We start from the raw sequence: 15,302 nt of genomic DNA, 5'->3' as shown, positions 1-15,302 counted from the left end.
GATGAACTTATGAACAGCATCTATTCCGAATTGTTGATACGCCTTAATAATGACCTCGGTGTCGGAATCTGAATGAAAAGAATAGCCTAAGGCGATAAGATCTTTTCGTATTTCCTTAAAGTTGTAGACTTCACCATTCAAAATGATCACCACACTTTTATCATCGCTATACATGGGCTGGTTTCCATTAGATGATACATCCAGGATGGATAAGCGGCGGTGGCCCAAACCGATGTTGGCTTGGCTAGTGGAAAAGAAGACTGCATTTCCACTGTCGGGACCTCGGTGTTTCAATATGTCGGTTGCCTTACCAAGATGCTCCTCAGTGAGGTGTCTATTGAAATCACAAAATCCTGTAAGGCCACACATAAATTAAATTTAAACGTATTGTACATCGGGACAAAGTGAAATCAATGTTCTCTTATCGCAGCTTTACTTTGATAACACTAATAGATTCCAGAGAGACGTTGGTTGGAATTTTTTGAGAGGAAAAAAACCATTGCTAATTAAACCATTTTTTCCGATTTATTGCAGCGTCTATTACTGTTAAATTCTGATCGAAGGATAGGGTATGGGTCGCTTTAACATCCGTCGCCCAATTGGGTGATATTTCCGAGACCTTACACTCCTGATATTCGCGTTCATTCAAAACCAATACTTCATTAATGACAGTAGAATAGCCATACTTATAAGAAGAATCCTGAGAAGGTCGATATAGTTTTCCATTATGATAAAACATGCGGCCCGCAGGTCTTGCATATTTCACATCCGAAATGACCGGATTAAGAGGATGGCTCTCCCAGGTATTTGTAAACAATTCATTTGCGCAGAAAAGGAACAGTTCTTCACTCATGGCCGCGCCTTCAATTTCTTTTATGCATGTGAACAGCCAGAATTTATTGTCTTTTATAAATAATGTTGTGTCGACGGCGCTAACATTTTCCATCAGATTCATACAAAACTCCCATTTAAAGGGAAAACCCACCGCGTGGTAAAGTTCAATTGTTGAGTTTTCGGTGCTTTCGGGTATCATATAGTATTCACCTTCATATTTGAATATAAAAGGGTAAGACAAATGGTAAGACCTTTCAAGTATTACCGTGGGTAACTTGTAACTTCCGTTTGCATCGATTTCCATTACTGCGAGATGACCTTTTTGCTTCTTATAGATCAGCTCTTCAAGAAAAATATAATACTTACCTTCTTCATAGATCACAAAAGGATCCGCCCAAAAACGGTCTCTTGGAGGGATTAGTCTTTTGTAGGTAAAAACAGACGTCGCAATACCTCTCTTATTAAAAGCGTATAAAAGAATCCATTGCTCAAAATTGAAAAGTTTCCAAACGTTGAGTTTAAGCCAATCCCAATAATGAGAGAAGAAAAGAACTAGGAACTTGGAATTACGTGGAGCGGTGAATAGGGGGTGAGAATAAAATTCTAATTTTTCGTTTTCGGAAGTTAACTTTTGCCTGAAAGCGTGTTCTCCGGATTCAAACAATTCTTTAAGCTTTCGGGGAATGAAAAGCGAAGTCTTCCAATAAAAAATATTCAAACTGTGATTGAGAAGCCTGTGGACGGTTGACCATGAACGATACAGAACTTTACCGCCGTCCAGATCTTCGGTCAAAATCTGTAACACAGAACCTATTTCTCTTTTCCGGCCGAACACTTCCCAAAAACCTGCCGGACCTCCACGGTTTACTTTATTGTCTCCATGATGATAAGACCAGACACCAAACTTAGATGCCTTCAAAATTTCACCTCTTAATATTCTGAATCCCAACCTGACGAAAACGTCTACATCCAACCCTTTAATTTGACGGATATCATTTTCTTGAATATAATCTGAAAAATTTTTCTCAATGCAAGTGACCTCTAAAACTTGTGATGTTTTGATCAGTGGTTTCAGGTCCTTATACTCAAACGCATTAGGTGTAATTTTAAATAGATTGTCTTCAATCTTTCTATAAAGCTTGTAGAAGAATAAGTGATAATTCTTCTGGATTTTTCGAATGAATGATGATCGCTTATTACTGGAACTTTTTTTTTTGACTATCAAAACAACTTCTGCGAATGAACTTGAGCTTATGTTTTCAATCATTCTAAAGGCCCAAAATGGAATAAGAAAATCATCAATGAGGAGACCAACTCTTATTTTCTTTTTTGTGCTCATGAGGGCTTGATCCAAAAATCAGATTATATAGGTTAATGATAACACTTTAATTATTAAAGTGATAAAGATATTTTACAAATGACAAAAGCGCATCCTTTGTTTAGGAATACTACTATTGGGCTATTGTTCTTTGATAGTTGAGCAGGAATTCGTCTACCATTTTGCGGATCGAAAAGTGAGTATGAACCCTTTGTTTTCCAGCTTCTCCCATGCGGAGTCTTAAACCTTCATTTGTTAACAGCAACTCAATTTTTTCAGAAAGGCTTATAGGATCCATAGCGTTTACCAAAAAGCCGGTTTTATTATTTTCAATGATCTCGACCGTGCCACCACCTGCAGTGGCGATAACGGGTTTACCTAGCGCCATATATTCAAGGATGGCATTAGAGACGCCTTCAGTAAATGTTGCTAAGACACCAACGTCCATGCAATTTATTAACGACTCTACATCCGACCTGCTTCCCAACAGCCGGAAGTAATCTATGTATTGCGTGTCGATCAACTGTGTCGATTCCCAGCTGTCAGTCCTATTACCGATCGCCAGGAACGTCACATCATCCCGTTTTTTTAAGATCATTTGACATGCAGAAAAATAGGTTGCATAGTCTTTATACTCGGAAAAAGTAGCAACCATCCCAACTACATACTTGGATCTAATACCCAACTGAGCTCTCATTTCACTGGTGCTAATGACTGATTTTAATCGGTCAAAATTAAATCCGTTGTAGATGCAAATGCTTTTCGATCTGGGTGCATTATATGCTTTTAAACCAGCATTAGAATTTCCGATAATAAGATCTGAAAAAGGAAAAGTTAATCGGGCTCGCAACCAATACTTATTAAGTGAACCGGCGTTAGCAGGAGCATCTGTAACCATTCCATTGACAAATTTTATTTGCAACAGTTTAAGCGCGGGCAGTACGTAGACCGCTGACATACTATCCCAGCAATGCGCTAGATCTGGTTTATAGCTTTGACAAATCGTATAAATTTTTTTGAAGATGGTTACGTCTTTTTTTGTAGTCCTTATTAAATGATGAATTGTAATATCGAGATCATGAATTTCTTTGAAATGGATGTCGTTACTGAGAATTATTAATTGAAAGTCATTCTCTCCATTTAATTTCAAGCCTTTCATCAGTTCCATTAATCTGCGTTCTTTGCCGCCTGCAGAAAAGGAATCTATGGAAAAAAGGATTTTCATTTATATGTGTTTAACAATCTATTCAGCAACCTGATGGTGGGTGGAGATAGCATTTAGAAATCTGTCGGCCGCACTTCTTAGATCATGAAATTCTTGAACGTACGCTTTTAATTCATCTTCTTTAAATGAATTCATCTCATCTGATTGCATGCACAATTGCATCCTCTGTAAGTTGCCGTTGCAACAAACTCCTAATCTATTGTGATCAAAAACACCGCCAGGGTTAACTGAAAGTGAGATGACGGGTACTCCCATTGCCCAGGCCTCTAAGTAAATGTTAGGAAAGCCTTCATGATAAGAGGTATTGATGATTGCCTTTGCATTTGAAATTAAATCGAGTGTCTCAGCGTGGCTCTTTCGCCCTTTGAGAATCACATTTTCTTTTTTGCCTAACTTCTCATAAATAGCTGTAGGCTCGACTCCCTTCGGAGACCCGACAATTAAAACCTTAATGGAGAGATCAATACTGTTGATGAGTGTGAGTAGTTTGTCGGCACCTTTTATCATGGTTAAGGATCCGACATAGATAAAATAATCTTTGGAAGGATTATTATTCACCGGAAGATTGGTCAAATCTATAATATTGGAGAAGACAACTTGATTTAGGGATTTGGATACGAACTTTTGCCCAATATGCTGCAAAATCACATGATCGGAATTTCTTACAAGAAAATTAAACGCCAAATCGTTGGGTAGACTTTCCGTTAGAAATCTTAGTGCATGGAAATTGGATTTGTATAAATATTTGAATTTTTCTTTAGCGTTCAAGACATCGATATCCGATGCAATGGCCTGAATGAATTTTCTCCCTTTCCTTTTGGCGACCAGGTATGGTATGAGGTGCAAATAACTTCGCATCCTCACATAGTAGTAATCGGCATTCAGCAAAGCAAAAGTTCTGAACAAGGCCGGAATCCGATATAGAAACATTCGAAGACCTTTTACGCCTTTATTCCAGTTAGGCACAGTAATAACATTAATTCCCTCGGGTGTCTTTAAAGCTTCGTCTGCGTACGGATCTATAATAAAAACTTCATGTCCATGTAATGCTAAAGATTTAGCAAGTAAAAATACCTGAAGTTCTCCGCCACCAATGGTCTGACCTTTAATTGCACATGTTATGTCTCCAAAAAAACAAATTTTCATTAAATTTTTTATGTGTCAAATCTCACTCATCGTTTTTAAATCTAATCAGCATGTGAAAGATGGTTGATGAAGCCAATCATTCTTTCCGCCTGGTATTTATAGTTAAAGATTGTTTCTGTTAGTTGTTTTCCCCTTTGTCCGACGCTTTTTGCGATGAGTGGATTGCTGTAAACAAAATCTAATTTTTCCACAAGCTCCTTTGCATTTCCTGGATTAATCAAGAAAGCGTTTTCGCCGTCTTTCAAATATAAAGGGATCTCGCCGACATTGACTGAAATTACAGGCCTGGCACTGGCCAGAAATTCAGTGAGCTTAGAAGGGTAGGAGGCCTGTGATTGGAAATCATGACTTCTAACCATTACGAGTATATTTGCATGCGCTATATATTGTACAATTTCTTCTCGCGTTAAATAATCTAACAACAACACCCTGCTTTTGATATTCAATGTTGAAATTAATTTTTCAATGTCATTTCTTTCACTCTCTGAACAAAACCCTCCAAGGATAAGATTGACGTTGGGATGTAGTTTACTAAACTCAGCGAATGCTTCAATTAACAGATCAACGTTATCTCTTGAAAATGTTAATGATCCAAAATAACCGATATAATCATAGTCGACAGGTTTATTTTTAACTTTATTAAATCTGTCAGGATCTACCGTGCTGGGTACGAGAAATAATTTACGCGTATCGATGCGTTGTTCGGTGTAGAAGGTCATTAAATAATGTGATATACAAAATATCCCGTCTGCAATAGATGATTCAATAAAAAAATTAGCGAGCCCGCGTTTTTTTTTCAGGAAGCCTGATTGGTAAAATCTTAAAGGATGCTCGCTGCATTCAATAATAAACTTGGTACGAACCGATCTGGCAAAAAGATATCCAAAGAGGTGTATAACAATGGCATTACTCCAACTATTAACCGCTATAATCTTATCTGCCTGATTGATTTTCTTGATCAGAAGATAAGTTTCGTAAAATTCCTTTAATCTTTTCCAACGGCGAATTAGGAGATTCTTACTTCTTGTTTCTTGTGCGAGGGGATGATAGTAATGAATGCTATCAACAACCCCTTGTTTAGGATCCGCGACATTAGTGAGACAAATTACATGAACAGATATTCCATTTGCAATAAAACCTTTGGCATAGGTGTATACTCTGTTAGTAGCGGCGCTACCTTCGGGAAAAGTAAAAAGATCGCCAAAGATTACGATGCTCATTTTACCGGGCTTTAATTACTTTGCAGGGATTTCCAGCTGCAATGACATTTGAGGGAATATTGTGAACCACCAGGCTGTTTGCTCCAATGACTGAATTCGCTCCTATTTCAACGCCTTTAAGTATTACCGTGTTCAGCCCTATCCAAACATTATCATGAATTATCACAGGTGCAGGTGGTGTGTTTCGGAGATCAAGGTGCCAGTCAAAATCGGTAATTACACAATTAGCGCCGCATAGAACATTGTTGCCGATTCTTATTTCGCGGGCAGCGCCTATAGTAACGCCACTGAACCCGCAATGGTCTCCAATCCTTATTTCAGATTTTTCAAAATGCGTTGATAGAATACATGGATGGTTGACACCAATTAGATTTGAAGTTTGATCTGATCTGAAAACACAGTCTTTACCAACGTGTATAGTTGAGGAAGGGAAACGTCGAAAGTGAGTCAAACCAAAAAAACGGCAACCAACATCTATCGATACTCCTCTGAAAAAAGAAATGATCCTCATCAAAGTTGTTGAATATAATTGGTAGCACGACATCGTAAAGTTGTCAATCTTATGAATCCACCAACTTCCGTTATCTTCTGTTAGTCGTGTGTATAAGTTTTTTTTCATCTACAAACATTTTAGAAATAGGGGAAGCATAAAAGATTGAACAATAATACTATTGATTTTGAATTTCTATTTTAATATTATCTTCAGGCTCTTCCCTCAAAGGTATTTGATCATTTAAAATTAATGAGGATTTGTGATTGAAGTACCTTAAATAAATTACGGCAAGGACGATCCCCATTTCACTGAAATTAAAATAAACCATGGTAATGTTGGCTACACAAAAAGCTAACAAACCATAGTAGCTGCCCCAAAAATTGTATCGATTGCCAATCATCCATGCATTTCTTAATAAAAAAAATACAGCAAGGAAAAGTGGAAGGCAACCTACTATTCCATAAAAATACAAATAGGAGAGGTACCCTACGTGTATAATAGGTGCTTCGCCTCCCAATAGATCAATCACATCTTTTCTGGTTTCAGGCCCAACCCCAAACCAAGGGCTATCAGGAAACACTACCAGAAAAACTTCATAAGATAAAACTCTCGCTTTTGCCGAGGCCATATCTGAATTCTTCTCAAGTACCCTCGTATTTATAACTTCATTGATATCATATCCCATATTGTAACCCACTGCCACAATTAAAAATATACCCGCTGCAAACATCAACACCAACGATACTCTTTTCTTAATAGAAGTTTTGGTATTAAAGAATAATTGCGATAACACCACGATCATGGATAACATAACATATCGGGTCCGGGTTAAAAAAGAAACAACAATTCCACAAAGAGCCACCAAAGGCAATGCTGGTCTTTTTAACTCGTACGTACTTAATAAAATGGAAACCAAAATTGGAAATGTAATACCCAGGGAATTTAAGCCGGTCCAACTGTAGATAGAAAAATTTCTACTTTCTCCAATGTAAAGTAGGTCTTCATCTGTATTTGTATTAAAAAAAAATGTAGGTATTTTTATTTGAATAAGACTTACTACAAGAGAGACTAACACAATAACAAAGATGCGGTTACTCATCTTGTCCATAAATCTCCCGTCAAAATTTGTATTTTCAACAGCTATAAAAAAGAGGACAGCCAATACATTGGGATCAGTAAGGATAAAGTACAGCTTGGTGGTATCCTTCGGAATTGTATCATTTATAAACGCACTGCATAAATGGTAAAGGGTAAAGATGATGAAGTAGATTAAATACCTTGGCAACTTCCTGTTGGAGTCAATGATGAAATACATCGCAATCGGAATTAATAAAATGCTTAAAAAAAAGTTGATGGGCTTTTTTGTAGCAGAATAAATCATCCAGGCCAATATTGGGTGAAACGGATAAAGGACCATGAATATTTGTTTTACAAATTTATTCACAGCTGAAAAAGTATCATTCACCATCTTGTACAGCTAGTTCATTTTTTCCGTAATTGTGTGTGAGTATAACCAACGTTAAATCTGAGGAACTACTTTACCCACCAAGTATTTCCGAATAGATACCTACGACATTCCGAACGATAACGTCCAAATCATGACGGACGATGGCCCGTGCGCGTGCATTTTTTCCGAATTCCGCGGCCTTAACAGGATCCTTGATTAATTCCAGCGTTGCACCTGCCAAAGAATATGGATCACCATCTTGTATTAGTATTCCTTCTTTTCCGTCCATTAACATCGACCCGCTACCACCCGCGCATGTTGCAACGATGGGCATACCAAGGAGCATAGCTTCGCATAAACTGTTAGGACTATTATCGATATGAGAGGGATGAATAAAAATATCTGCGTTAAGCTCCAGCTTAACAAGATCCTCTACACCTACTTTTCCGGCTAAGGTCACATCATAGTCGTTAAATCTTAATCCTGTTTTCCTTTCAAAGATTTTTACAATAACATCTTGAGGTGATATTCCCGCTACAATCCAATTGAAGTTGAATTGGTTTGCTTCTTTCAAAATAACAGCCGTTTCTAAGATTGTTTCTAAGCCCTTATAGACATTACTTTGAATGGTAGAAATCAATACTTTTTTGCTTCCAGGTTTCTTACTCCAAATATTTTCGCGAAAGGGTTTTCTTAATACTTCGTTACAGGTAAAATACTTTGACTGTGGTGACAATACCGACGTAATTCTTCGGTCCCAATCGGTGCGTCCCATAAAATATTTGCAACGCTTAAAAATCTGTTGTTCTCTGTACGCGGTTTTTTTGAAATAATTATAAAAGTGAAATAATGTGTTTGCCGTTAACAGACTTTTAAACCCGGAAGAACTTATCAGATCGAATTTGTTTATTTTGGCAGCAAACCATTTTAACTTATAAACGGTCAAGATACCTTGCAAATGAATGACTACAGGTAAGTTGATTTTATCAACGATCAATCCAAATCCTTCTTCGGTGCCAAAAATATTGATAATGTCTGGCTTAAAATCGTGGATAATCTTAAGGCAATAATCTATAAGCTCGTCGTCATCTAAGATAGCAAAATGCCTTTGTGCCAGTCTCTTGATTTTAGAATGACAATTCGGTATAGCGTAATACGTGCAATTCTTTTTAGTGAATTTGTTTAACTTTTCTTGTCCGTGTTTGAAAGCTATGGCTAGGTTAATGTTTTGATCCTCTTTGATTTTTTCCTCCAACGAATATATCCAACCTCCTCCGATGGACGGAACATTCAAAAACTCAGATGCTAAGGAAGGCGTGTTTGTAAACCACAAAACTTTGATAGGCCTATCCAACATACGATTTTTTATAAACTGCCGTTACCGAGTGTCCATAAGGTTTCATTCGATCAATAAGTGTGTCTTTTAATTTGTTACCCATCAAATGAACAGCACTGACCGAGGCCTTTTGAATTATTTTTTGCATAATGGGTACCGTTGTGGTAACAATTTGATGATTTCTGCTGAGTATATGATTGATGTTTAGGTATAAATATTCATCCTTATTCCTGTCAGCAAGTTTATCATGATGTAGATCTACGATATCAAGGTTAAATATTTGGGCAATTTCTTTTAGTGTTCGGTCGGGCCAACGTGTTTGATGATGTGGGGGCATATTAAGTGCACTGTTAACTCCCTTTGAAATGAAGGAGTCGTCACTGGGCACGCTGATGATCAGCAATCCATTCGTCTTAATGCAATCAACCATAGCTTTTATAAAATCAAACAAGATGTTTGTTTCAACATGCTCCAGTACTTGAAATGTGCAAACAGCATGGTATTTGTCTTTGTTATGAATTGAATGCTCCTGGATAGACTCGTTGATGATATTTACTCCATCCTGATCACCCATCTTCTTTGCACTGTTGCTATATTCAAGTCCGGTAAAACTATTGCAAAAAACTTTTTTAGAAAAGGCCCCTTTACCACAACCAACATCCAGAATATCATGCGATGGTAGGATATAATTTGCAGCGATGTTGTACTCCTCCTTATCCTCCATATAGTAAAGATCCATTTTTTGAAGTGCAGCATAGAAACCTTCGTCGCCAATCGCCGACGGTTCAAAAAACTTTAATGCACAATCTTCACACATACAGAAGTCGATCGTATCCGAGGTAAACAAATGGGAAGTATCTATTTGATAATTGGTGAGGTAAATATTATTCAAATCTGTAACGTGGATCCGTTCGAGTTTTGAAATGTTGGTTCCTTTACAAAGGGGGCAAGTATTGTTTTTGTTATTCATATAACGTTATCATTTGTTCCATATTCCCTTTGCTGTATTGCTGATTATTCTTTTGTACTGAATGGGAGCCAGGATTGGTCCATACGATAAGCAAAGAGTTGTTGCTAGAATAATTCCTGCTGGTCCAAGATTAAAAGTCTTTGCAAACAAAATCGATAAAGGTATATTCAGAACGCCAGCAATAATCGATATGTATAATTGTAATCTGATTTTGCCAACCCCATTAATGAATGTAACAAAGATGGCTCCCCAGTTAATCGTAACTACATAAACAAACATTGAAAGTGAAAGTACAAATGGAATTGTAAGTTTTTCACCAATCCAAAACGAATAGAAATAGGGTGAGATGATTAACAATATTACACTTGCTAAAACGAGAAATACCCAGCTAATTTTTAAGTTATGATTTATTTTATGGATCCAATCAAAATCACCTTTGGCATATGCTTCCGTATATGCGGACCAAAAGGGTGCACAGAGAATGCTAAAGGCCATCGTACACATTCCAAAATATTTGAATGCAATGTTGTAAGCTCCAACTTCGGCAGGCCCAAACAAATGAGAGATAATGATATTGTCTGTTGAGAACATAACTATACCGACAATCTGAATGATAAAAAATTGTACCCCCAGATTCAATAGATCCCTTGCAAACGTGAACGAAACAAATTTCCAACGAGGCGCATACATTTTATAGCTGCTGTTAAATAAAACTATGCTTACAATAAGATATACGAGTGCCGTAGATCCGGAAAACGTAATCCCATAAAGTAATAGTGAGCTCTGCGTAGTCTTCGAAAGGAGATACACGACAATAAGCGAAAGTACACTTGCAATTAATCCTAATAGGTCTTTAAACCCCGTTTTCTGATCTGCCGTAAGTATCACGCCAATGAGATTAAGAAGAAATTGAAGGCAAAAGAAAGTAAATACAAATAACACTACTGTCGTCAAGTCCTTCGCCAGTTCAGGTGGTGCATTGAACACAAATATCCAATTGATGTATGGATTCACAAAAATAAAAACTATGAATACAGCTAATATGATGATTCCAAGGATTGCATATGTTGTACTCACATACCTCCGGGCGAGTATTGTGTCGCCCTTAGATAGCGCTTCTGCAAATCTGTTTCTTAAACCATTACCAAGACCTATATCAAAAAAGCTAAGCCAGCTTACAAATGATGTTAAAGTAAGCCAAATTCCATAGTTGGTTGTGTCCAAATAATATAACGTTAGGGGTACCACCAGGAAGCTCACGCCAATGGTTAGTCCTTTTACAACCAACGACAGAAGAATATTCTTTTTTGCATTTACACTGCGCGAATGCCCTTGATTTATATAGTTTTTAAGAAACGAATAAGGTTTCCTAATTTGATCGATCATGACAATTGGTTTAATATAATACACACCTTAAGGGACATCACAAAGAGATCGAAACTTTATCCTGTTCGCGCAAAATCCGCGCTCAATTGTACTATGTCAGTTTGGCTTTATTCGCATAGCTGTATGAATAACCGTATCCATAAGTGTTTTTACTAAAGCCTCTTGATTGAATGCTGTTAAATAAAATCGTTAGATTTTTTAATTCATTTATTTTGTTATTCTCATCCAATCTCTCCAGAATCGCCTTTGGCGTATAATTATGACGCACAATGTAAAGTGTAGCATCACAAAGTGGAGATAGAATGTAAGCGTCTGATAAGGCACAAACGGGGGCCGTATCAACGATGATGTAATCGAAGTTTTCTTCCAGATACTCAAAAAGTTTTTCTACTCGTCCATTCATGATTAGCTCCGTTGGGTTTTCAGGAAGCGTTCCGGAAGGAATAATAAAAAGGTTTTTATGGGCCGGCGTTCTTACAATAATATCCTGGAGATTATTTTTACCTTCTAAAAAGCTGGTCATTCCTTCTTTTTTTGGAATTCCTAATTTGTTGCTAAGTGAAGGGTTACTCAAGTCTAGTTCCAGCAAGATCACCCGTTTCCCTCCTAATGCGAGGGTCAAGCCTAAATTAGCCGAGATAAAACTTTTTCCTTCTCCGGGAATGGCGGAGGTTATGAGTAATTTTTTTCTATTACCGACAATGCCAATGTAAGAAAGTGATGCCCTTAATTTCCGGAACTGTTCTGCAATGACACCATTTTTCCTGTTGGAAATCACGAGTTCTTTTTTTTCCTTTTCATAACTTATTTCACTGACAACTGGAAAATTGGTTAGATTTTCAATCTGATAGCGGTACAAGATCTTTCCGCTTAACAACTCCTTTCCCAGGATTAATCCGGCGCCAGCTCCCAATGAAAAAAAAACCGCGAATGCGTAAATCAATTTATGATTAGGACTAACCGGACCGGTCGACGACTCTGGCTCGTCTATTACTTTATTTGTAAGGGTATTCCCAGAATACGAAAGTGCAGCTTCCTCACGTCGTTGTAAAAGGAAATTATAGATGTTGCTTTTCGTGCTGTGCTCCCGGCTAATATCTACAAGGTCCCTTTCTTTTTGCGGTATCGCCTCCATGATTGTGGAGTAAGAGTTGTTCGTTGCATATAAGTTGTTCTTACTAGCTTGTAAACTCTTTGTTTGACTGTCAATGTTTTCTAAGATACTTGGTTTAATTTTATTGATCTCGTCTACAATACTCACGAGTATAGGATTATTTTCTGCCGTCGTTTTTTTTAGCTTTTCATAATTCATTTCTGCATCATAAAGTTTATTGAGCAACTGTGACAGGAGAGGGTCACTAACGCCTAAGGTTGAAGGCACAATTCCACCCACATTATTTTTTGACAGCAATTGAGCCCGTAGATGTTTTAATACCGCCAATTGCATGTTTATCTCCGAAAGCTTTTGATCATTCGAACTTACATTTTCTAAGAAGAGTTGGCCCTGTGAGCTTATATCGAGTGCACCGTTCGACGATTTATACTGCTGAATTTTCTGCTCAATCGAATCCAGATCTTGTTTTATATCCATTAACCTTTCTTCTACAAAGGTTGAAGTGTGTGCTGCCAGTGCATTTTTCTCGTCAGTCAAGAGCCTGTTATACCCATTTAAAAGTTCGCGCAGTATATCTTCTGCTCTTTTAGGTGATTGGTCCATAATGCTAATCCGTACAACTGAAGAAAGTTTGCTGACGGAAGCTACGTTTAGTCTCCCGGCTAATTGGTTCGCAACGCTTCTGGGAGACATTATAGTAAAAAACAGGGGTTTATCTGATGATTTATAGTTTGGATTGGGAGTAAACCTAAATACGTCAGACTGGACTTTAACCCATTCATTTGTAGGGTAAACTTTTGCGTCGATAATAACCTCCTGCGTCTCCCGACTGTATTTGAAATTAATCTCTCTTTTTTTAGTTAATGTGTCAATTTGCTGATATTCTACGGTGATCGGACCGTTCTCATACAATAGCTTAGCTTTTAACTTCCCTTCTTCAAAAACCGGAGCATATAGATTCAATTTGTTTACTATCTGCTTAACAAGTGACTTTGATTTCAATACTTCAATTTCATTTTCAACTATTTTTTTGGATGACAGGTAATCCAGGGATTCGCTGAGTTTAGATTCATCCGACCCTTTTTTGGCATCATCTATGAGAATACTGGCCGAAGCCTCGAATAATGGTGTGGTGTATTGAAGGTAAACCCTGGCAACGATCAAACAAATTACCAGCAGAACCAAAAACAATGGCCAATAGGGGAGGAATTTATTTATTAGTATGATAATTAAATTATCCTCTTTCTTCGCTGATGTTTTCATATTTGTACTTTAAAACTGAGGGCTGCCATACGTCCCGATATCACAATTTTCGTCATCGGAATAGTACAGGCCATACGGTTAGCCTTCACTAACTCACTTTTTGAAGCATTCACGAATAGAATCAACAACGCTCATGAGCTGATAATGCTGCTTTGAACAACATAGGACAATTTGCTCACTCACATAAATCTAATTTAACACTTGCAGTTAACTAGCACCAGAAAATTTTCGCAAGCTTAAAGTTACCTGTTAATCCGGTCAACCGCTATTATTCCGAAGGACAAAACACTAAAAACAACCGGCAACCATTGAGTCGCTCGGCCAGTACTTGCCACTCTCGACTTGTTCGGCTCCACATACACAATATCATTTGATCGCAAATAATAATAAGGCGAGGTGAGTATGGAGCTTGAGTTCAAATCAATGCGCTTAATAATACGTTTGCCATTATTTTCGCGAATCAACATTACGTTATCACGACGCGCGTATATTGTTAAATCTCCAGCCAAAGCCAATGCTTCAAGCAAAGAGATCTTTTCGCTAGGAACGGTCACGACTGTTGGGTGAGCGACCTCTCCCATAACAGCCACCCGAAAGTTGAGATAACGAATGTCTACTACAGGATCAACCAATAATTTTCTATCTAAAAGCGTCTTCGTTAACTGATCTTTGAGCGCTTTTTTTGTTAAGCCTTCCACCTTAATATTGCCAAGTATTGGGAACTGAATAAAACCTTCCTGGCTTACAAGGTATCCAGTGGATTGCGTGGTAGTAGGGGTTATTCCGGCATATGTAGCCTGGGAAATACTCGGTTTGTTAAAAACTTCCGAAGCCTCCGGATTCAAGCTACTGACGGTAATATTCAGCAGATCATTAGGCCTAATTAAAGGCTCCAAGGGCACATCATCTACTACCAGCTCAGCATCCTGGATGTTATTAAAGTATATTGCTTTTTTTGTATTTACACAGGAACTGCAAAAAGTAAAAAGACTTGCCGATAATAGCAGAATTATTAATCGAGGCTTGATTTGAGCTAGCACCATAACTTGATAGGAGTTTTTAAAGGTAAATAAAAACAAACCTCTTTTAAAAAAAATGGAGGTAAATCTACGGTGTCTTGGGAGCGTATGTGGGGAGTATCTTTTCCGTTGCCAAATTGGCTATGTTATTTTTTAGCACTAAAAGCGGCAATGCCGCCCTTATATAGTAACGGTTGGCCTATTGCTTATGTTGGAGGTGTTCATAGTGAACAGCATCGACTTTCAGGGTGATTTGCCTTAGAAGAATATAGTGTTATGTAATCAAATACCGATGTTATGAAAGGCTGGTTTCCGGTTAATCACAGCATACGAAAAAGGCTTCCGCTATTTCTACCGTCTTTTGCAAGGTCTTGAAGATTTTGAATTAGTCTATGCCAGCTAATATTTTTTCACGATTTCGAACAGTAACGTTCGATTCTGGCCACGTCAAGATCAAAAAAATCAAGGATTCGAGTCGATTGACGCCTTTTTGTGTTGACGGCATCATTCTTGAAATCTAAAGTAGTTAAC

The 15,302-nt window shown here is 37.7% G+C and carries 11 protein-coding genes and 1 pseudogene; all 12 read right to left on the bottom strand.

Annotated elements, in window-relative coordinates; genetic code table 11:
- Positions 1 to 369 (bottom strand): annotated as a pseudogene (locus tag P2W71_RS18515) (asparagine synthetase B); the annotation flags it as partial.
- A 133-nt stretch (positions 370 to 502) separates the two neighbouring features.
- Positions 503 to 2,173 carry a hypothetical protein gene (locus tag P2W71_RS18510; RefSeq protein ID WP_276372803.1) on the bottom strand — a complete coding sequence of 557 codons (1,671 nt, stop codon included), beginning with the start codon at positions 2,171 to 2,173 and terminating at the stop codon, positions 503 to 505.
- Between the two features lie 112 nt (positions 2,174 to 2,285).
- Positions 2,286 to 3,377: a glycosyltransferase gene (locus tag P2W71_RS18505; RefSeq protein ID WP_276372802.1), complete on the bottom strand. Its 1,092-nt coding sequence runs from the start codon at positions 3,375 to 3,377 to the stop codon at positions 2,286 to 2,288.
- 18 nt (positions 3,378 to 3,395) lie between these two features.
- Entirely contained in the window at positions 3,396 to 4,523 is a 1,128-nt protein-coding gene (locus tag P2W71_RS18500) for a glycosyltransferase (RefSeq protein ID WP_276372801.1), read from the bottom strand.
- A gap of 41 nt (positions 4,524 to 4,564) precedes the next feature.
- Positions 4,565 to 5,743, bottom strand: a complete 1,179-nt coding sequence (locus P2W71_RS18495; RefSeq protein WP_276372800.1) for a glycosyltransferase family 4 protein — start codon at positions 5,741 to 5,743, stop codon at positions 4,565 to 4,567.
- Between the two features lies 1 nt (position 5,744).
- Positions 5,745 to 6,362 (bottom strand): acyltransferase, encoded by a 618-nt coding sequence (locus P2W71_RS18490; protein ID WP_276372799.1) that lies wholly within the window; start codon positions 6,360 to 6,362, stop codon positions 5,745 to 5,747.
- Positions 6,363 to 6,411: 49 nt separating this feature from the next.
- On the bottom strand, positions 6,412 to 7,653 hold the full coding sequence (locus P2W71_RS18485; protein WP_276372798.1) for an O-antigen ligase family protein: 1,242 nt from the start codon (positions 7,651 to 7,653) through the stop codon (positions 6,412 to 6,414).
- A 121-nt stretch (positions 7,654 to 7,774) separates the two neighbouring features.
- Positions 7,775 to 9,040, bottom strand: a complete 1,266-nt coding sequence (locus tag P2W71_RS18480; RefSeq protein WP_276372797.1) for a glycosyltransferase family 4 protein — start codon at positions 9,038 to 9,040, stop codon at positions 7,775 to 7,777.
- A complete protein-coding gene (locus P2W71_RS18475) occupies positions 9,030 to 9,989 on the bottom strand; it encodes a methyltransferase domain-containing protein (RefSeq protein ID WP_276372796.1) in 960 nt (319 codons plus the stop codon). Before P2W71_RS18475 ends, P2W71_RS18480 begins: the two co-directional genes overlap by 11 nt.
- Before the next feature lie 9 nt (positions 9,990 to 9,998).
- Complete coding sequence (locus tag P2W71_RS18470) at positions 9,999 to 11,375, bottom strand: MATE family efflux transporter (RefSeq protein WP_276372795.1); 1,377 nt, start codon at positions 11,373 to 11,375, stop codon at positions 9,999 to 10,001.
- A 91-nt stretch (positions 11,376 to 11,466) separates the two neighbouring features.
- Positions 11,467 to 13,752 (bottom strand): polysaccharide biosynthesis tyrosine autokinase, encoded by a 2,286-nt coding sequence (locus P2W71_RS18465; RefSeq protein WP_276372794.1) that lies wholly within the window; start codon positions 13,750 to 13,752, stop codon positions 11,467 to 11,469.
- A gap of 242 nt (positions 13,753 to 13,994) precedes the next feature.
- Entirely contained in the window at positions 13,995 to 14,831 is an 837-nt protein-coding gene (locus P2W71_RS18460) for a polysaccharide biosynthesis/export family protein (RefSeq protein WP_276372793.1), read from the bottom strand.
- Positions 14,832 to 15,302 lie beyond the last annotated feature (471 nt).

Source organism: Chryseolinea sp. H1M3-3, from assembly GCF_029360725.1.
Lineage (GTDB): Bacteria > Bacteroidota > Bacteroidia > Cytophagales > Cyclobacteriaceae > Chryseolinea.
Note: the sequence above shows the minus strand (reverse complement) of the source record. Positions and strands in the feature narration are given on the sequence as shown.